Origin of the sequence: Exiguobacterium sp. SH5S13 (genome assembly GCF_004337085.1) — a bacterium.
GTDB lineage: Bacteria > Bacillota > Bacilli > Exiguobacteriales > Exiguobacteriaceae > Exiguobacterium > Exiguobacterium aurantiacum_A.
In genome coordinates this window covers 31,672-50,205 of sequence record NZ_SJUS01000025.1, presented here as the reverse complement: position 1 = coordinate 50,205, position 18,534 = coordinate 31,672, and the positions used below count along the sequence as shown (strand labels likewise).

General features: G+C 51.6%; 21 protein-coding genes. 12 read left to right on the top strand and 9 right to left on the bottom strand.

Annotation, left to right across the window (positions count from 1 at the left end; all coding sequences use genetic code 11):
* Window positions 1–225 precede the first annotated feature (225 nt).
* From EVJ30_RS12350 to EVJ30_RS12325, 6 genes are all read left to right on the top strand, one after another.
* Window positions 226–1,197, top strand: coding sequence for a DUF2268 domain-containing putative Zn-dependent protease (locus EVJ30_RS12350; protein WP_131440684.1), 972 nt, complete (start codon window positions 226–228; stop codon window positions 1,195–1,197).
* A gap of 205 nt (window positions 1,198–1,402) precedes the next feature.
* Window positions 1,403–1,912 carry a DUF58 domain-containing protein gene (locus EVJ30_RS12345; RefSeq protein ID WP_236636089.1) on the top strand — a complete coding sequence of 170 codons (510 nt, stop codon included), beginning with the start codon at window positions 1,403–1,405 and terminating at the stop codon, window positions 1,910–1,912.
* A gap of 14 nt (window positions 1,913–1,926) precedes the next feature.
* Window positions 1,927–2,631: a hypothetical protein gene (locus tag EVJ30_RS12340; RefSeq protein WP_131469327.1), complete on the top strand. Its 705-nt coding sequence runs from the start codon at window positions 1,927–1,929 to the stop codon at window positions 2,629–2,631.
* A gap of 2 nt (window positions 2,632–2,633) precedes the next feature.
* Window positions 2,634–3,821, top strand: a complete 1,188-nt coding sequence (locus EVJ30_RS12335) for a hypothetical protein (protein ID WP_161568844.1) — start codon at window positions 2,634–2,636, stop codon at window positions 3,819–3,821.
* Window positions 3,822–3,829: 8 nt separating this feature from the next.
* On the top strand, window positions 3,830–4,123 hold the full coding sequence (locus EVJ30_RS15455; RefSeq protein WP_370250964.1) for an NUDIX domain-containing protein: 294 nt from the start codon (window positions 3,830–3,832) through the stop codon (window positions 4,121–4,123).
* Between the two features lie 213 nt (window positions 4,124–4,336).
* Window positions 4,337–4,891, top strand: a complete 555-nt coding sequence (locus EVJ30_RS12325) for a suppressor of fused domain protein (RefSeq protein WP_070327260.1) — start codon at window positions 4,337–4,339, stop codon at window positions 4,889–4,891.
* Window positions 4,892–4,939: 48 nt separating this feature from the next.
* On the opposite strand, the gene EVJ30_RS12320 is transcribed toward EVJ30_RS12325, so the two are convergent.
* The gene (locus EVJ30_RS12320) at window positions 4,940–5,650 is read right to left on the bottom strand and encodes a GntR family transcriptional regulator (RefSeq protein WP_070327925.1); all 711 of its coding nucleotides are present in this window, start codon (window positions 5,648–5,650) and stop codon (window positions 4,940–4,942) included.
* A 157-nt stretch (window positions 5,651–5,807) separates the two neighbouring features.
* On the opposite strand from EVJ30_RS12320, the gene bglA reads away from it, so the two are divergent.
* Window positions 5,808–7,262 carry a 6-phospho-beta-glucosidase BglA gene (bglA, locus tag EVJ30_RS12315; RefSeq protein ID WP_131469323.1) on the top strand — a complete coding sequence of 485 codons (1,455 nt, stop codon included), beginning with the start codon at window positions 5,808–5,810 and terminating at the stop codon, window positions 7,260–7,262.
* Between the two features lie 421 nt (window positions 7,263–7,683).
* On the top strand, window positions 7,684–7,947 hold the full coding sequence (locus EVJ30_RS12310; protein ID WP_016508727.1) for an excalibur calcium-binding domain-containing protein: 264 nt from the start codon (window positions 7,684–7,686) through the stop codon (window positions 7,945–7,947).
* Between the two features lie 32 nt (window positions 7,948–7,979).
* On the opposite strand, the gene EVJ30_RS12305 is transcribed toward EVJ30_RS12310, so the two are convergent.
* The gene (locus tag EVJ30_RS12305; protein ID WP_131469321.1) at window positions 7,980–8,519 is read right to left on the bottom strand and encodes a hypothetical protein; all 540 of its coding nucleotides are present in this window, start codon (window positions 8,517–8,519) and stop codon (window positions 7,980–7,982) included.
* Window positions 8,509–9,375, bottom strand: a complete 867-nt coding sequence (locus EVJ30_RS12300) for an alpha/beta hydrolase (protein WP_131469319.1) — start codon at window positions 9,373–9,375, stop codon at window positions 8,509–8,511. The genes EVJ30_RS12305 and EVJ30_RS12300 overlap by 11 nt, the downstream gene beginning before the upstream one ends.
* Window positions 9,376–9,569: 194 nt before the next feature.
* On the opposite strand from EVJ30_RS12300, the gene EVJ30_RS12295 reads away from it, so the two are divergent.
* Together EVJ30_RS12295 and EVJ30_RS12290 are read left to right on the top strand one after the other, a co-directional pair.
* Window positions 9,570–10,328: a glucose 1-dehydrogenase gene (locus EVJ30_RS12295; protein WP_131469317.1), complete on the top strand. Its 759-nt coding sequence runs from the start codon at window positions 9,570–9,572 to the stop codon at window positions 10,326–10,328.
* 29 nt (window positions 10,329–10,357) lie between these two features.
* Window positions 10,358–11,278, top strand: a complete 921-nt coding sequence (locus EVJ30_RS12290; protein WP_131469315.1) for an NAD(P)-dependent alcohol dehydrogenase — start codon at window positions 10,358–10,360, stop codon at window positions 11,276–11,278.
* An 85-nt stretch (window positions 11,279–11,363) separates the two neighbouring features.
* Here EVJ30_RS12290 and EVJ30_RS12285 read toward each other — a convergent pair whose 3' ends face one another.
* Together EVJ30_RS12285 and EVJ30_RS12280 are read right to left on the bottom strand one after the other, a co-directional pair.
* The gene (locus tag EVJ30_RS12285) at window positions 11,364–12,176 is read right to left on the bottom strand and encodes a helix-turn-helix domain-containing protein (RefSeq protein WP_161568843.1); all 813 of its coding nucleotides are present in this window, start codon (window positions 12,174–12,176) and stop codon (window positions 11,364–11,366) included.
* 165 nt (window positions 12,177–12,341) lie between these two features.
* On the bottom strand, window positions 12,342–12,602 hold the full coding sequence (locus EVJ30_RS12280) for a DUF1294 domain-containing protein (RefSeq protein WP_236636088.1): 261 nt from the start codon (window positions 12,600–12,602) through the stop codon (window positions 12,342–12,344).
* A 208-nt stretch (window positions 12,603–12,810) separates the two neighbouring features.
* Between EVJ30_RS12280 and EVJ30_RS12275 the strand changes: the two genes are divergently transcribed.
* On the top strand, window positions 12,811–13,593 hold the full coding sequence (locus EVJ30_RS12275) for a LysM peptidoglycan-binding and 3D domain-containing protein (RefSeq protein WP_131457695.1): 783 nt from the start codon (window positions 12,811–12,813) through the stop codon (window positions 13,591–13,593).
* A gap of 170 nt (window positions 13,594–13,763) precedes the next feature.
* Complete coding sequence (gene cls / locus EVJ30_RS12270) at window positions 13,764–15,230, top strand: cardiolipin synthase (RefSeq protein WP_131469311.1); 1,467 nt, start codon at window positions 13,764–13,766, stop codon at window positions 15,228–15,230.
* A gap of 49 nt (window positions 15,231–15,279) precedes the next feature.
* Here the strand turns inward: cls and EVJ30_RS12265 are convergent, their stop codons facing one another.
* The 4 genes from EVJ30_RS12265 to EVJ30_RS15200 all read right to left on the bottom strand — a co-directional run bounded on the left by EVJ30_RS12265 (window position 15,280) and on the right by EVJ30_RS15200 (window position 18,476).
* Entirely contained in the window at window positions 15,280–16,257 is a 978-nt protein-coding gene (locus EVJ30_RS12265; protein ID WP_131469309.1) for a hypothetical protein, read from the bottom strand.
* A complete protein-coding gene (locus EVJ30_RS12260) occupies window positions 16,254–17,282 on the bottom strand; it encodes a DUF58 domain-containing protein (protein ID WP_131457698.1) in 1,029 nt (342 codons plus the stop codon). Before EVJ30_RS12260 ends, EVJ30_RS12265 begins: the two co-directional genes overlap by 4 nt.
* A gap of 1 nt (window position 17,283) precedes the next feature.
* Window positions 17,284–18,192: an AAA family ATPase gene (locus EVJ30_RS12255; RefSeq protein WP_070327249.1), complete on the bottom strand. Its 909-nt coding sequence runs from the start codon at window positions 18,190–18,192 to the stop codon at window positions 17,284–17,286.
* 110 nt (window positions 18,193–18,302) lie between these two features.
* A complete protein-coding gene (locus tag EVJ30_RS15200; protein WP_161566967.1) occupies window positions 18,303–18,476 on the bottom strand; it encodes a hypothetical protein in 174 nt (57 codons plus the stop codon).
* Between the last annotated feature and the right edge of the window lie 58 nt (window positions 18,477–18,534).

The following is an 18,534-nucleotide window of genomic DNA, read 5'->3' as shown; positions in this document are numbered from 1 at the left end:
TTCCTCCAAATCCATTCCCTCCAGATAAAATAGCTTCAACTACTCTATCGGAGTTCTGTTCTGATTCTTCGGCAATAGTGTAAAATCGTATCGAGCAAAAACTGTCAATTTTATTCTAGCGTTCACAAATCTTTACTACACAGTCTTTCGAAGAGAAAAAACATCATCATGATAAAAGCTCACGATAAATGCTTGATGGTTTAAAAAGAGACGGAGGTCGTTCAGTTGAAAAGATTCACACTTCTTCTACTTTGTATTCCTTTGATTCTGTTATCGGCATGCATTGGTGACAAAGAAAATGTCGAAGCTATAAAAGAGAACGTTAACGTGCAGCCTAAGACTATAAAAATAAGCGACGATAGTGAATTAAAAATCGTGCCACTTTACACACAGTATCAAAAGTATTTGGAGGCATCTCTAGAGACGAATGATTCAGAACAGAAAAAGAAATTTTTTAGAGAATTTGTTCTCGATTACATAGGGAAGATTGGAGAAGAGGAGAAGTTCGGAACAGCGGATTTGAAAGGCAACTTTTTGATGAAATCGACATCCTATGAGCAACAACTCCTAAATCGAATCGATGTGCTGATGAGCAAACATGGTGAGATTGAAGAAACGATTATAAAAACTTACATCGCTTCCCATCAGGCACTTCCTAAAAAGAAAAGTACGATTTTTCTCGTACCAATCAATTCAGAATTTGCATTTATCGGTGAGTCACTGGGTGGGATTAGTGGAAATGCATATAAAGATACTTTTGTCTTTTATCTGAATGAAGACTTCGATAAAGATATCCTTGCTTATGCGACTGCACATGAATATCATCACTTGATTCTTCGCGACACACCAAACTTTATGGTTAGTTCGGTTTTAAATTCTGTCATATTAGAAGGGAAAGCAGATGCTTTTGCAGATCGAATTGTCAAAGGCGTCTCACCTCCTTGGCATGAACCGATGGATGAGAAGACGAAGGAGCATGTAGCCAACCTTGTTAATGATTATGAAACAACATTTAACGATTTTGTTATCGGTAATGAGCAAAAGAATCTTCCTCGCTGGAGTAACTATATTTTAGGAAAAGATATTCTCAACCATTACTTAGAATCAAATCCAAAGCTTTCGATTCAAGATTGGACATTCAAAGAAGATCATGAAATCTTAGAGGGCTACAAATATCAAGAGATTCTTCAGCAATGACGAAACAAGTCACATGATTTTCCAGTATCGCAGTCGTGATACCCGGTCCCCAATCAGTTCGCTCTATTGATTGGGGGCTTTTATTTAAAGGAAGGATTACTGAGCTGTGATTATGAAGGGTGATGTTTGACGAAAATCAGCGCGTGCATTCCCTACAACTTCGTGACGAAGCGACCTATCTACTTCCGATTCACGCCTGGTAAGGATGGGGGACCGACTCGTCAAACATTCACCGCTCCACGACCCGTTGATGATTCAAAGCTCAAAACAATATGAGCAAGAGCCGGTGAAACAAATTGACTGGGTCGCTACAGCCAAGACAGGGAAGCTACAGGCGAAAGTATATGAGCGCCAAAACCTCGATACGTTCACATTGATGCTTGACTTGAGCGGTCCGCTCGGGAATGGTCTCCACGCCCGTTACGAAGAGTTGATTCAACAGGCCGCTTATCTGGTATCCTATTTGGTGAAGGAAGAGTGTAAAGTCGAGCTGTTCATCAATCGCCTAGATGCTGATAATAAAGTCGATCACCTTCGGATGAGTGACGGTCGTAAGCAGTTGCGCCTCGCACTCGTGCGCCTGGCGTGGATTAACGAGTCGAATCGATTCGTCGCCTCAAAACGGTTTGGCCGAATCATCGAGCGCCAAAAACATCCACATGCGGAACTGATTCGGATTGATGCGTCATTCCTAAAACAAATGTCTGTCGGTTGAAAGGAGAAAGAAACATGTTCCGCCTGATCACAACATTCGCTTTAGCCGGGGTCTTCACGCTCGGTGCTACGTCGGCAGCTGCGGCGCCGACAGAACGATCCGCGGAGCGTTTCGCTGAAGAACATTTCGAGTCAATCGTCCTCGACCATATCGAAGGAGACGACCCGAGTAACTATCACTTGACGGAAAGTCGCACCGTCTCGTTCGGTCCGCTCCATGAAGTATTGATTGCCGCGCAATCCTGTTATTCGTTGGACGAAATGTGTACGTTCGTCTCGAGCAAGGAGTACGTATCAGCCGTCCTACAAGATGGGGAGCCGAGAAACGTCATCGGTACGTGGGAGCAAGAACCGGGCATTTTCGCCTTCTCCACGTTCGGGTATGGCGACGAGTTGGCCATTGCCTTAGCTGATGTGTCCGGCTCACTCGTCCATTCCGCTCAAGAGAATGCCTGGTTTGACTTAAACGGGGAGACGTTGACCGCCATGACGACCGATGCGAAACGGTTCATCGGCGGAGACACGATCACGCTCGAGATGTATCAGAAACTCTTGGTCGAAACACATTCAAACGATCAAGGTTCTGTGGAGGATGCCCCTACTGGTGGTTCAGGTGACGTTCAGACGATAGAGCCGAAATCTTTTCGGATGATTGGACTCGCGTTGTTGACGGGACTCCCGCTCGGTTATCTTTTTTACCGGAGGCGATGGAAAAGATGAATGTGAAACGTCCGTGGTTACGTGAAGTTGACGCGACCACGGCTTTATTTGTGCGTCGACACGCAGTGGACACGGATAAATTTGAACAAAAGACGGAAAGGTTATCACGTTCGAACGATGGGACGTTATGGAAAATCGACCGTTATCAATTCGACCGAGTCTATGACCAAGCGCTTGATGACGTGTATCGCTCGATTCGTCGACAAGACACTGATATCTTTTCGTTTCATTCGGATGATATACAAATCGATGAGGATTTCACGGATGCAACGATGCTACGTTACCTCGTCTTGCATCCGTTCACTCAAGACGTCTATGTAGATGTCGCACCATCTGAGGTCGTTGAGACGGTGTATGTCTGGATGCATCCGATTGAGGTGTGTAAACAGAGAGACCAAATCACCCGTGTGACGCTAGACGTCTCGGACATCGCGACATGTTTTACGGACTACGAGAAAGAGCCGGACTTGAAACTTTGTCGAATCATCTATCATCAGACAGAGAGGCTGATTTTACCGAGCCATGCATTAAAAGAGGGAGAAGCAAATCGCCTAATTTACCGACATCTCACCGACACAGAGTTCCCGTTACGCGTGGAGCGGAAAACAAAGGTACTGTTGCCAAAGAGACATCGTTTCTCGTTTGAACGCTTAGAAGAGGAGTCTGTCACATCCGGGATTGTTCGCAATCGTGAGGAGATTGCCCCATGGCTGACACTTTCCCGTGACGAACATCGCCAAGGCGTCGTCACGTTCTCAAATAAAACGGATTGGTTGGTGATCTATACCCGTGAGGGGCTGACACTCCAAGGAACGACAATTGAATCCTTTGAATCGATTGACAGAGCAGATCATGAGACGTTCTTTTACCACGTGACACGTGGTGCGTATCCAATTGAATTGACGTTCTGTCTCGGAGGAACGTTTGGACCAAAAGAGAAAGTCTATCGATTGACGCTTCATGATGACGACTGGAAGAAGTTGATTGAAGACAAACTGCTACCCCAGCTCGGCATTCCGAAAGCAAACGGGTTTTGGCAGTCCCTCTCATCCCCTACGTCTGTACAGACACTTGAAACGTTCATGGGAGAGTATCATCCTCATATCTTCGGAAACTTCGCACTGGCGCATGATGCGCACGACGTGTATCACTTTCTCGACCATGTGAACGGAGTGATTAAGCGGTTTTGAAATTCATAATGAAAAGAGGAAATGGATTGAACTACATACAAGACATGCGGGACCTCATTGGAACTAACCTATTAATGACGGTCGGTTGTGGCGTCATAATCGAGCACAATAATCAAATTTTGCTTCAGCATCGTAAAAATTATGACGTTTGGGGAATCCCGGGTGGTGTCATGGAACCTGGTGAAACATTCGAGAGCGCAGCACAACGCGAAAGATTTGAAGAAACGGGTCTTACAGTCAGTCAACTAAGCTTGTTTGGGCTTTATTCAGGAAAAGAAGGATATGCTTCTTATGAAAATTGAGATCAAGTCTTTAGTGTTCAAATCATTTTTCATGCGACGGGATTTTCAGGAGAACTTACGCAGGAAGGAGAAGAGAGTCACGAGCATCGTTTTTTCTCACGCCATGAACTTCCAACATTGAACAGCCACCAAGAGAGGTTTATTATGGATTGGATGAATAGAGAACAGGGACCCATAGTAAAGTAAGAATCTATGAGGAAAGTTGGAAACATAATGAATTATTTAGAGCATTTAGAATCCCATTGTGGAGAATTCACGAATCAATTCGAAACAGAGGATTTGTTAGAGCAGGCCGTGCAGTTCTTGCAGTTCGATGATAGCCCTATAACCGATACGTTCACGATTTCGACGCTAGGCCTTCATTGGCATACGCTACAAAACGAGGACGGGACTCATACACATCAAGAGTTACAGTTGAGTTTTAAGCAAAAACGTTCGTATGAAGATGTGCTTGAGTTGTTGTGGCAATTAACGACGCATGCACTCGAGACACATCACGCTTTCAAACTCGGTGAGTATTTTGAACTCCCCCCGAACGTCTTCAAACGATTGAAATTCTCCTCGATTTATGTGACGACACCGTTTTATTTTGATGAATCGTTTCTCGTCTATGAAGGAGACGAACAGACCGTGTTACCGGTATGGTTTATTCCAATCTTCCCATCCGAAGAAGCGTTCATCGAAGCGCATGGTTCAGAACGATTCAACGAATTGCTTTACAAAACGGATGATACGTTACTGGATTTGAAACGTAAACCGCTCATCTGAACCCCACACAAACACCGCTCCACGCAAATTCGCGTAGGAGCGGTGTTTTCACATATAAGGTCCGTTCGCCTGAACGACGAACTGCGAGTGCTCGTAATGATAGGTGATGCGGGAGTAGTCGAACGGCTTCCCGTTCGTGAGATGAAAGATCGTCTCGATGCGAAGCGTCGGGTCGTCCGCCTGCAAGCCGAGGTATCCGGCTTCCGTCGCGTTCAACCGACCGACCTGCATGTACATGTCGGAGAAGCCGATCGTGACGCCGAGCGCGCTCTGGACATAGTCGAAGATCGAGTCGGCAACGATCTCCCTGTTCAAATACGGGACGATTTGCTTCACGTAATACGACTCCTCGTGACAAAGCACCTCGCCATCGACGAAGCGGACCCGTTCGACGTGATAGACGTCGTCCGTCACGTCGATCCCGAGGTTCTGCGCAACTGTCTCGTCAGGTTTTGTGACCGAGACGTCGAGCACGTCCGACGTCAAGACGCGGTCGCCGAGATTGCTCTTGAACCCTTGCGTCGAGAACAGGCTCATGTAGCCCGGGCGGTTATGACGCCGGACGAAGATGCCGCTCCCGCGAAGTTGGAAGACTACCCCACGCCGTTCGAGCAGTTCGAGCGCTTTCGTCACCGTGCTCTTACTGACGGCATATTGGCTCATCAACTGTTCGAGCACGGGCAGTTTATCGCCTTGTTTCAAATCATGTTGATTGATGTACTGTTCGATCTCTGCTGCAATCTGTTGGTATTTTAACATGCATATTCCTCGCTTCATATTCGGTAACTCGATTGTACCACGTCACCATTCCGACGAGCATCTAAATGTATCGTACTTGTATAATTGTATCGGTACAATTATACTTGGCGTGTATGATTCGATGTTGGTGATTTAGATTAGACGAGGAGGAATAAACATGAAGACATTACCGAAAGACTTTCTATGGGGTGGCGCCCTCGCCGCCCATCAATTTGAAGGCGGCTGGGACGCCGACGGCAAAGGCCCGAGCGTCGTCGACGTCTTGACGGCCGGCGCCCACGGCGTCGCGCGCCGGATCACGGACAAGGTCGAACCGGACGAGTTTTATCCGAACCATGAAGCGATCGATTTCTATCATCGCTATAAAGAGGACGTCGCCTTGTTTGCCGAGATGGGCTTGAAATGCCTGCGGACGTCGATCGGCTGGAGCCGCATCTTCCCGAACGGTGACGACGCCGAACCGAACGAGGCCGGGCTCAAGTTTTACGATGACTTGTTCGACGAGCTGTTGAAGCATGATATCGAGCCGATCATCACGTTGTCCCACTTCGAGATGCCGCTCCACCTCGCTCGCGAATACGGCGGGTTCCGTAACCGGGCCGTCGTCGACCATTTCGTCCGCTTCGCCGAGGCCTGTTTCGACCGTTACAAAGACAAGGTCAAATATTGGATGACGTTCAACGAGATCAACAACAAGATGGACGTCAACAACCCGCTCTTCCTCTGGACGAACTCAGGCGTCATCGTCGAGGACGGCGAGAACGCCCGTGAGGTCATGTATCAGACGGGGCACCATGAGTTGATCGCGAGCGCGCTTGCCGTCGCCAAAGGGAAAGCGATCAACCCGGACTTCGAGATCGGGGCGATGGTATCGCACGTGCCGATCTATCCGTATTCGTCGAACCCGGACGACGTCATGCTCGCCGAGGAGATGATGCGCCAGCGCTACTTCTTCCCGGACGTGCAAGTACGCGGGTTCTATCCGCGCTACGCCTTGAACGAGTTCGAGCGTGAAGGCTACAACATCCCGTTCCTGGACGGGGACGACGACATCTTGAAGAACGGGACTGTCGACTACCTCGGTTTCAGCTACTACATGTCGACGACCGTGAAGAGCGACGTCGTCGCCGACAACAGCGGCGACATCGTCAACGGCGGTCTGCCAAACGGTGTCGAGAACCCATATATCAAGTCGAGCGACTGGGGTTGGGCGATCGATCCGGTCGGTCTTCGCTATGTGCTCAACCGGTTGTATGACCGCTATCAGATCCCGCTCTTCATCGTCGAGAACGGATTCGGTGCCGTCGATGAGATCGTCGACGGAAAGATTCACGACGCGGCCCGCATCGATTACTTGAAAGCCCACATCGAGCAGTTGAAACAAGCGGTCGTCCATGACGGCGTCGACTTGATCGGCTACACGCCGTGGGGCATCATCGACATCGTCTCGTTCACGACGGGCGAGATGAAGAAGCGGTATGGCATGATTTACGTCGACCGTGACAATGAAGGTAACGGCTCGATGGAGCGGATGAAGAAAGACTCGTTCGATTGGTATAAGCACGTCATCGAGACGAACGGGGAAGCGTTGGAATACGAAGCGACAAAATAATTTTCCATAAATAAACCCACCTCTTTCAAAAAAAAGAGGTGGGTTTATTCCTTCTACAGATGTTGCGGCAATAGGAATTTGCAAAAGTCACTGATTATAGCCAATGAATAACGTAAATGTGATGAGCATGACGGATGAAATCATGAGAACCACAGCGAGTGAGCTGGCGAACAGCAAAAAAAGTTTTGAGAAGTTGATCCGTTTCTTCCAAACCCCTATTAGGAATGCAAGATTCAGTACCAAGAAAAATGTGAGCACGAGCAGAGGTACTGCGCGCTCTTGCATCAATATGAATAAGTCCATAATGTAATACTTCCTTTCTTCCGTCATGACATTTCCAAAAGAGGTATATTGCTCGTAATCAACCGTATAATGATGAAAACTGCTAGACGTATCGTCTGCTAATTTGGAGGAAATAAGAATGAAGAAACTGCTTCGTGCAACTGTGGCCTGTCTCGCTTTGTTTACGCTGAGCCTTGCTCCTGCAAATCCGGCTGATGCCGCTGCCAAAAAGTTTAAAAACTGTACCGAGCTCAACAAAACCTACAAGGGTGGTGTCGCGAAAAACAAGACCATCAAAAACAAAGGCGGCAAGACGCAGTATAAGCCGCTCGTCAACGCGGCACTCTACCAAGCAAACATTGGGAAAGACCGTGATAGAGACGGGATCGCCTGTGAACGTTAAGAGATTTGGGGACTACTCCCCGAATCTCTTTTTCATTGAGGATAGCGATACACGACGTCACCCGAGGCGTCATAACCCGTGATGGCGTCAATCGATTCGATTTGGTCGACGACGACGAACCAGACGTCATTCCCGGCTTTCGTTTCCATTAATTCCGGCTCGAAGCGGTCCCCGTCCAACTCGACGACGACACGTGTCGTCGTCCCATGATTCATCCCATATAAGATATCAAACGGAACACAGTCTGGCTCATCCCCGCACGTCCGTCCGTCGACCGACCAGGTGAGACCATCATCTGACAGCGAGCGGGACGTAACCGATTCGACACGGTCGTCGATGGTAATCTCTAAGCCGATGCCTTCGATGAACAGTTCATCGCTCAGCTCGTCCGTTGAGTAGCGTTCTGTGAAGAAACGGATTGTCATCTCAGGGTCAGCGATCTGATGGACCAGGATGGGCTCGGCCGTCGCTGATAATTCGGGTTGCCCGGTCGATTCCACTTGCCAGACAATCCCGGCAGAGAGTAGAAACACAACGACGATGATGAGCACAAGCTGTTGATTACGCTTCATAAGAACTCGCTCCTTGTGTTGATAATAAAAACTGACGCACCCGCTCGAGCGGGAACTCCGGACTCCAATGAACGAAGTGACCTCCGGGAACGGACTGATAGGTGACCGGAACTCGGTCTTGCTGAAGACTCGCAACGGCAGTCTTCGTCAATTCAGCTTCTTTCGTGTCCACGTCGATAAAGTCAGCGTAGACGAGAAGCGTTGGTACGCGGAGCATCCTCATGAGCTGGCTCATGTCCAAGTTATAGTAGCCGAACAGTAAGTTCATTCCACCGGGACTTAGTTTGGCAGGAGCATCCAAGGCCCGGCGTACTTCGTCCCGCTCAGGTGACCCCGTCTGCGTGCAGAACGCTTTGAACTGTTCCTCTGAAATCGATTCTGCCGCTTTGTCCGTTATGAACCTCGCCTCGATTTTCCGGACGGCTGTCGGCTTAAGCATGCGGTAGATCACGTTCAAGAGCGGGACGACGAGTCCAAACGCGCCATATTCTTGCAGTGGGACACGCGGGAACGGCTTATGTCCGGCGTCGAGCAAGACGAGCCGTTCCAGCTTTTCAGGGTAATGGGCGGCAAACGCGAGGGCGACCGCGCCCCCGAGCGAGTGACCGCTCACATGGACAAGGCCGAGTCCTGCTTCCACGATATAGCCGTTCACCCAATCCGCTAATTCCAAAGAAGTGACTCTCCCTTTGAGTCCTTCGCTACGCCCGAACCCTGGCAGATCGAGCAGATGGACCTCGAAGTCGTCGGCAAGCGCCTCGGCGAGCGTCAGTCCCTCGTTTCCTGAGAATCCCCCAGCCGGTAGGAACAACAGCGGAGACCCGCTCCCGATCACTTCCGCATCATGTCGTCCCAAGTCATCAACCCTTCCTCAAATCCTAATATATGTATTCCTTTCATTGTAAAGGAGATATCGTACGAAAAGAAGAACATTCTTCCATCAACAGCATGCAGGTCGCTTCAAATTCGGGTATAAACTACTGACACGTGTCCAGTCCGCACTTGTCGTTTTGCTGTGTCGTCTTCTACTTAGCCAAGGAGGAATGCTGTGTGAAACTATCAGGCAAGACAGCGCTCGTGACCGGTGCCGGTTCTGGCATGGGGCGGGCCATCGCCAAGCTATACGCCGCGGAAGGTGCTCGCATCGTCGCCGTCGATATGAACGGGGATACGGTCGAGGCGGTCGCAAGTGAGATCAAGTCGTCCGGCGGGGAAGCGGTCGGTATCGCCGCGAACGTGACGAAGCAAGCGGACATCGACAACATGGTCGCGACGGCGACGGGGCAGTTCGGCTCACTCGATATTTTAGTGAACAACGCCGGCATCATGGACAACTTCATGACGGTCGGTGAAGTGACCGACGACGTATGGGACCGTGTCATCGCCGTCAACTTGACCGGTCCGATGAAGATCGCCCGGGCCGCCATCAACGTGATGGAGAAACAGGAGTCGGGTGGGGTCATCATCAACATCGCCTCGGTCGGCGGTTTGTTCGGGACACGAGGCGGGGCCGCGTACGTCGCATCAAAACACGCGCTCATCGGCCTTACGAAAAACATCGCCGCGACGTATGGCACATTCGGCAAGATTCGGGCCAACGCCATCGCACCAGGCGGAGTCAATACGAACATCGGGGCGACGATCACGGCGCCGAGCGAGCTCGGGATGCGCGCCATTCAAGCGGCAGGAGAAGCACCGATTGGCGAACCGGACCAAATCGCAAGCGCCGCGTTGTTCCTCGCTTCAAGTGACTCAAGCTTCGTCAACGGGGACGTCTTGAAAGCAGACGGTGGTTGGACCGCCCGCTAAAAGACAAGCGACTTGTGAGGAGGTACACGATGAGAGCAGTGATTTGTACCGCATATGGTCCGCCGGATGTGTTACAGCTTCAAGAGATCGAAAAGCCTGTGCCAAAAGCAACCGAACTTCTGATTAAAGTACACGCATCAGCCGTTCAATCCGGGGACCGCCGGCTTCGTGCGTTAGATGTACCAACAGCAGGCAAGTTGCCGATGCGGGTCGTCGTCGGCTTTAAAGCGCCGAGACAGCCTGTCTTAGGTGTCGTCCTAGCAGGTGAAGTGGTGGAGACGGGCAGCCGCGTACAACACTTCAAGGTGGGAGATCGTGTCTATGCGCTGACCGGGATGCGATTTGGCGGCTATGCCGAATATGCATGCATCAAAGAGACGAAGTGTGTCGAACTCATGCCTCAACACGCAAGCTTTGCAGAAGCAGCCAGTCTTCCGTTCGGCGGAACGACAGCTCTTCATTTTTTGCGTAAAGTGAACATCGAACAGGCGAAGACCGTATTGATTTACGGAGCCTCCGGGGCGGTCGGTTCCATCGCGGTACAGATCGCCAAACATTTCGGTGCTCACGTGACAGCTGTCTGTCGGGAACGAAACTTCGAATTGGTCAAAAGCCTTGGCGCAGACGTCGTCATCGATTATACAAAAGAGGGCTATGACAGCGAACTGACAACGTACGACGCTGTGTTTGACGCGGCAGGGAAAATCGATAAACGGAAGGCTCGTAAACATGTCGGGGAAACAGGCCGGTTCAGTTCGGTTGCCGGACAGGGAGTAGCGAGTGAGCGGAAAGAAGATCTGAGCCTGTTGAATCAGATGTTTGAAGCCGGAGACCTGAAGGCCGTCATCGATTCGATCTATCCGATGGAGGAAATCGTCGCAGCGCACCGCTATGTGGACGCCGGTCAGAAAGTTGGAAATGTCATCGTGTCGGTCGTGCATGAGGAATGACATCGTCTCTCGTCCATCGAGAACGCAAAAAGAAGGAGTCTAGCCATCGAAACTCGGCGGCCAGACTCCTGTTTTCATTTCCTCTTCACTTGGTCTTCTTGCCCTTGCGGTAAGCGAGCGGGGTGACCTTATGTACTTTCTTGAACGTCTGGACGAAGTGACTGACGCTCGTGTAGCCGAAGCGACTCGCTATTGCGGCGACCGACTCCGTCGTCTCTTGTAACTGATGCGCCGCCGCTTCCATGCGGACGTCACATGCATAGGCGAGCGGGCTCGTGGCGGTCCACTTCGTGAAATAACGGCAACATTCCGCCCGGCTCAAGCCACCGGCCTCGGCAATCTGTTCGAGCGTCACGCGCTCCGTCACATGTTCATGGATATAAGCGAGCATCGCCTTCATCCGGTCTTGACCGACCAATCGCGGTTGCTCGTTTGTCTGTTGAATCCAGTAACGCCAGACGACCGCCATCTGGAGCGTGGCATCTAAGAGGGCGAACGATGAGTCGCCATGTAAACTTCGGGATACCTTGTCAATCGTATCTAACACGGCCTTCTCCGCGCGCTCGGTCGGCGTGAGGAGTTTTAGGGGCAACGTCGCCCCCGTCATGAACGGCGTGACGAACCTTTCGGCAAGCAACGGCGCGAACAAGTCGTACGGATCGACCCGGACGTCGACGAACCGAGTCGCTTCTTCGGACGAAACGACTTGATACAGTTGCCCCGGCGCTAACAAAAGGCCCGACCCGGTGCGAAGACTATGACGGTCCCCGTTGACCATCAAGTCGACGCGACCCGCCCTCACTATAAAGGCGTGGAAGTGATCGGTCACGTGGATCATAGCTGTCATGACCGCGCCTGTTGTCGATTCCACGCTCTGAAGTGAACTTTGTTCCAACATCTTCATCCCACCTCAATATTTGAACATTTGTTTCGGGATTACTCCGGGCTGACAGTCTTTAACCAGATGAATTAATGATTAATCCGACATTTATATATCTATTGTCACGAGACGTCTTATCACGTTCCTTCTATACAATGGAGCAGAAAAGATAGCCGGATCCACTCAGAAGATGAAAAGTGACGTGATCCCGGCGTGAACGAGAATCGCGACCGGGACCCCGATTCGAAACTTCGGCTTCAACGTCTTGTGACGGAAGAGGCGCATCGCGACATAAGACCCAAACGCTCCCCCGATCCAGACGAGAATGAGCAACGTTTGTTCCGAAATACGCCAAGCCCCGGATTTTGCACGTCGTTTATCAAGGAAAAATGACATAAACGCTAGTAAATTAGTCACAATGTAATACAGCAGTAATAGTTCCAAAGACTAAAACCTCCTTTCTCACCTTATCAGTATAGCTGAAAACGGCTCAACAAAGCCATTTTTATCTAGATTGTAAGAATTCAGACTCCTCTCATCTCCCTGAAAGCTTCTGTAACTGAACTGATATCACTCTCATATCAGCCTGTAACGGCAGTGAAATATAGAGGTGTTACAGTAAGGGAGCGTTAGAAAAGGGAGGAATATTCTTATGAAAAAACCACTATTGACACTAACGGCACTCGCTGGCCTTAGTTTAGGAGTCGCTGCTCCAGCTTCGGCAGCATCAACACACACGGTTCAGTCTGGAGATACTTTGTACCGTATCGCCGTGAACAACGGTGTATCTGTGAACGACATCAAACAAGCAAATAGCTTAAACTCGAATATGATTTATCCTAACCAAGTGTTGAAGCTTGCGAAGTCGGAAGCGAAAGCGACAGCTTCTTCAAACACTTACACAGTTAAATCAGGCGACACGTTGTATCGGATCGCGAAAAACAATGGTGTCTCTGTCAATCAATTGATGACATGGAACGGTCTTAAATCAGATCTCATTTTCCCTGGTCAACAATTCGCTGTGAAAGGTGCCAAAGCAGCATCGGTTGCGAACAGTGCACCAGCAGCTAAACCAAAAGCATCAACGTCTGCACCGGTGACAAAACAGTCTACGTCTACAACGCAAACTCAAGCTCCGGCTTCGGGTAAGACGATGACAGTTGAAGCAACGGCGTACACGCCATATTGTGCAGGTTGCTCTGGTATCACGGCAACAGGTATCGACGTTCGTTCGAACCCGAACCAAAAAGTCATCGCGGTTGACCCTTCAGTCATCCCACTCGGCTCTAAAGTATGGGTTGAAGGCTACGGCGAAGCAATCGCTGGAGACACTGGCGGCGCAATCAAAGGGAACAAAATTGACCTCTTGATGCCGACACGTGAACAAGCGCTCAACTTCGGTCGTAAATCAATCACAATCAAAGTCTTAAACTAATCGATCGACCCCAAAAACACCGCAGGCGCGGTGTTTTTTTGCGTTCTATTCGCTCAAACCTGCAAGCTCGTATACCTTTCTCCTTCGAAATCAGGCAAACTAGATATATCAGGTCTTGTCTGGTCAGAAAAACCGGGTATGTACCAAATCGTAAAAGGGGGGAGAACCTGATGCTCACGACAGAAATCATCATCAGCGTGTTCGGCATCCTGCTCGTCATCTTGAACATGACGTTCGCCATCACGATCATCTTCTTTGAACGGCGCGACATCGGCTCGACATGGGCCTGGCTGCTCGTCCTCTTCTTTTTGCCGCTCATCGGTTTCTTCATCTATATCTTCTTTGGTCGTTTGATCAAGTCGAACAACTTCTATCAAGTCGACGAAGAGCGGCGTAGTGAGTATGCGTTGCACGTTCAACAACAGCTCGATGAGTTGGATGGGAACCAGCTGATCTTCAAGCAAGACCCGCTGTTAGCAAAATACCGGCGTCTCGCCAGGTTGAACCTGTCGTCGACAAACGCGCTCGTCACGTATCATAACGACATCCAAGTCATCCATGACGGGAAACAGAAGTTCGCGGCCTTGTTCGACGATATCGAGGCGGCCAAACAAGAAATCAATATCCAATACTACATCATCCAGAACGATTCGCTCGGCCAGGCGTTGATCGCGGCGCTGACCAACCGGGCCCAAGCCGGTGTCCGGGTCCGGTTGCTCTATGACGCCGTCGGCTCGAGAGGGCTGAGACGTAAACATTTCAAAGAGCTGATCGAAAGCGGAGGCGAGGTCAAGTCGTTCTTCCCGTCGAGCCTCGGCATCAACTTCCGCGTCAACAATCGCAATCACCGCAAACTGTGTGTCATCGACGGCGACATCGGCTATATCGGCGGCTTCAACGTCGGCGACGAGTATATGGGGACGAACCAGCATTTCGGCTATTGGCGTGACGTCCATCTGCGGATGAACGGGGAGGCGGTCCAAGAGTTGCTTGAACGGTTCTTGCTCGATTGGAACCGTTCCGTCCCGACGAAACGAAAAGCGTTGAAAGAAGAGTTCATTTGGCCAAGCAAGACCCTCGAGGCGTTCAAGTCACCCGTCCAGATCGTCACGTCCGGTCCGAACTCGACGACGGAGCATTTAAAGAATATGCTCGTCAAGATGATCGGGGAAGCGAAAGAGACGATCTACATTCAGACACCATACTTCATCCCGGACGCGAGTTTCCTTGACGCCTGCCGGATCGCGCTCATGTCAGGGACGAAGATTCAACTGATGATCCCGAACAAACCGGATCACATGTTTGTCTACTGGGCGACATACGCCAATGCGGCCGAACTCGTCCGGTACGGGGCCGAGGTGTATACGTACGAGGGCGGTTTCTTGCATGCGAAGACGCTCGTCATCGACGGCGAGGTCGCTTCGATCGGGACGACGAACATCGACGCCCGCAGCTTCCACCTCAACTTCGAGATTTCAGCCCTCGTCTATGATGAGGCTGTCGCCCGGTCCGTCATCGACGCATTCGACCGCGACAAATCGTGCGCTGAGCTGTTGACGCTCGAACGTTATGAGACACGGACGAAATGGATTCGCTTCAAAGAGAGCGTGTCGCGTCTGTTGAGTCCAATCCTATAAAAAAACCAGTCAAGACGCCCGGGTTCAATCCCGAACATCTTGGCTGGTTTTATTTTTTCAACACGTGTTTGACGTGTCGTTCAAACGCCTCGACGACCGTGGTCGGCGCTTCTTTCTCACCGTACTCGGCCGCCTCGAGCCAACTTGCGAACAAGCTTCCGTCGGTAAAGTCGATCCGTTCCAACCACTCGTGCGCGGTCTCCTCGCGATGGCGAGGGTGCACCTGTTCGAGCCGGCGTCCGGCCTCGAGCAAGCGGACATCACGTGGCGTCCGCGTCAAGCGACGTTCCGTCCGTGCCGTCTGATGGGCCTTTTTCGGGACCGACAGCACTTCTTGGATGTCTTTTCGCTTTTGTAAATAGAAGAACAACAGGACACCGCCGACGAGCAGGACGATGAAGAAGATGACTAGCGCGGAAGACTGATTCTTCGCCGATTCGAGCAACGTCTCGTTCGCGATCGTCTCGGCATCGAGGTTCGGGTTGTCCGGTATCATGAATCGATTGACCCGGTCGGACGGGTCGAGCGTGATCCCATCGAACCAGCCGCCGATCCAAAGCAAGAACGGTCGGATCCAAGTGATGAGGTCGCCGAACAACAGCTCTTTGACCGTCCGGATGACAAAAGCCAGTCCGAGACCGACCGCTAGGCCGACGACGAGCGTCGACAACATCCGTTTATAGTCGCGACGGTAATACAGGCTCCGTTGCCAAAATAAAAACAGGAACGGGAACACGATCATGAGGAGCGGTTGCTCGGCCGGTGGGAACAGCCAATCCGTGATCAAGAACAACACGCTCGCGATCGCGTAACGGTCGGTCCAATCGAGCGTGCGGATGAAGGCGTGCGCATACGTGAACAACAGCAACGTGATGCTCATCTCATACGAGAACCAGAGCGCACCGATACTGAGCAAAGTCTGGACGCCGAGCTGCCAGTTCCGCGGCAGACGGAGCGTCAACAGGAAGACGAGCGGATAGACGTGACCGACATAAAATGCGGCGAACAACCACCAGAGCCAGTTCATTTGCCGTCACCTCCGAGCCGAAGAATCGATTGGCTGCCGCCATATTTGGCGACTTTCCGTTCGAACAATGACCGGGCCATCGGGAAGTCTCGTTCCGACAGACAAGCGAGCGTCGTCATGACCTTGCGGAAATGGGTCTCGCCGCTCCCAGGTGCGAGATCGTACGTGATCCCATCTTTCGTCAGCGTCGGGACGATCAGCCCATAGCTCGCGTTCTCTTTCTCGAAGTCACGGCACAGCGCCGCCGCTTGCGAGATCACCCGTTCCATCTGATGGGTGAGGGCGCGGCCGTCTTTCGTCAACAAGTCCAAGACGACGACGTACTCGTTCGCCTGGACGGGTTGCTCGGTCCGGGCCAGCAGTTCGCCCGTCTTCGCGTAAGCCGACCAGTACAGTTGACGCATCGGTTGACCGTGATACGGGGCGACCGACTGGAACGTCTCCGGGTCACGGTAGGCGCTATGCCGGACCATCTCCTCACCCGGTAGCGTCGGTGGGCGTTTCGGGATCGGATAAGGCAGGAACTCTGGGAAGACGTACCCGATCCTTGCGAGCGGTTCCTCTTTATAGAGCGAGAACATGCGGAGCGGGTCACGGATCTCCATGCCGATCGCCTCGACACGGATCGGACCTCGCTTGATGGCTTTGAGCGGTAAGTCATAGGAGACGACCGACTCGCCGCCGACATAATTCTCTTGGCGCCAGAAGGCGTGGTTTTCCACTTCGACGGTCGGGTGGAGATAACCCGACAAGCGGACGACACCGAGCGGGACTTTCGCAGTCGAGATGAGGCGGATGACGTACGACTCTTCGTCACCCGGGAACAGTTTCAGTTCGTCCGTCACTTCGACACGGACGTGTTCGGCCAGGCGGAACAACAGCTCGGGCATGACGAGCGCGTAGATGCTGACGCCGAGCAAGGCGCTCGCGAGGAACACGTTCCCGTAAAGCGCCGTGAAGACCCCGACGACGAACAAGAGCCACATGTAGGCGGATTCTAGATAGCGCGGGCTGACGAGTTGCATGTCACACCTCGGATGGGACCGCGATGGTCTCTAACACAGATTTGATCAGTTTCGACGGTTTCGTCTTGAGCGATGCCTCGACCGTCAAGACGATCCGGTGTCCGAGAATCGGCAAGGCGAGCGCCCGGATGTCTTCCGGTGCGACGTAGTCCCGTCCGTCCATGTAGGCGTGGGCCCGGGCCGCCATCGTGTAGGCGAGTGTCGCCCGTGGGCTCGGCCCGACCTCGATGTCCCGGTGGTGCCGAAGCGCCTCGACGAAGTCGAGCAGATAATCCTCCATCGCCTCGTGCAGCGTCACGTCACGGACGGCTTGCTGCATCACGGCGAGCTCTTCGTGTTTCAACGTGAACGGAGCGGCGCTCAAATGCTCGTTTCGGAGCAGCCGGCGCTCTGACTCCCGTGACAGCGGGGCGAGCGAGAGCTTGAACAAGAACCGGTCGAGCTGAGCCTGCGGAAGCGGGAACGTCCCTTGTCCGTCGAACGGATTCTGCGTCGCGATGACGAAGAACGGGTCCGGCAAACGGAGCGACACCTCACCGAGCGTCACTTGACGCTCTTGCATCGCCTCTAAGAGCGCCGACTGTGTCCGTGGTGTCGTCCGGTTGATCTCATCGACGAGTAAAATCGATGTGAAGATCGGTCCGGTCCGACGTTCGAACGCTCCTGTCGTCGGATTGAACAGTTCCATCCCTAAAATGTCACTCGGCAGCGTGTCCGGCGTACATTGCACGCGCTGGAACGCGGCCGATACGGAGGAGGCGAGGCTCCGGGCGAGCGTCGTCTTGCCCGTCCCCGGCCGGTCCTCGAGTAAGACATGTCCCCCTGAAAGCAAGGCGATCGTCGACAGCTTGATCGCTTTCGATTGCCCGATCACTAAACCGTTTAAATGTGTCGTCCATTGTTGCACCATAATAAAATTCCCCCGTCTATTTTCTGATAATTAAGAAAATCATAGCACACTCGTGGACCGAGGTGGCACGCTAAAGACTAGACGTTCCCGAATGCGTCCATTGCACACCGTTAATCCGGAGAGGAAGATTTCGCTTTTTTGCGATGATGAAACGTGACAAACACGTAATAGAGGACGATCATGCTGGTATATGGGTTTAAAGCACTGACCCATGCCGGCCCATCGAACAAAATATACGTGAGTGTGATGATGAGTGCCGAGAAAAATAAGAGTTTTGAGAACATATGTGATGCGTCTCCTTTGGATTGAATGATGGAATATGTTGACTATACCATGTCACTT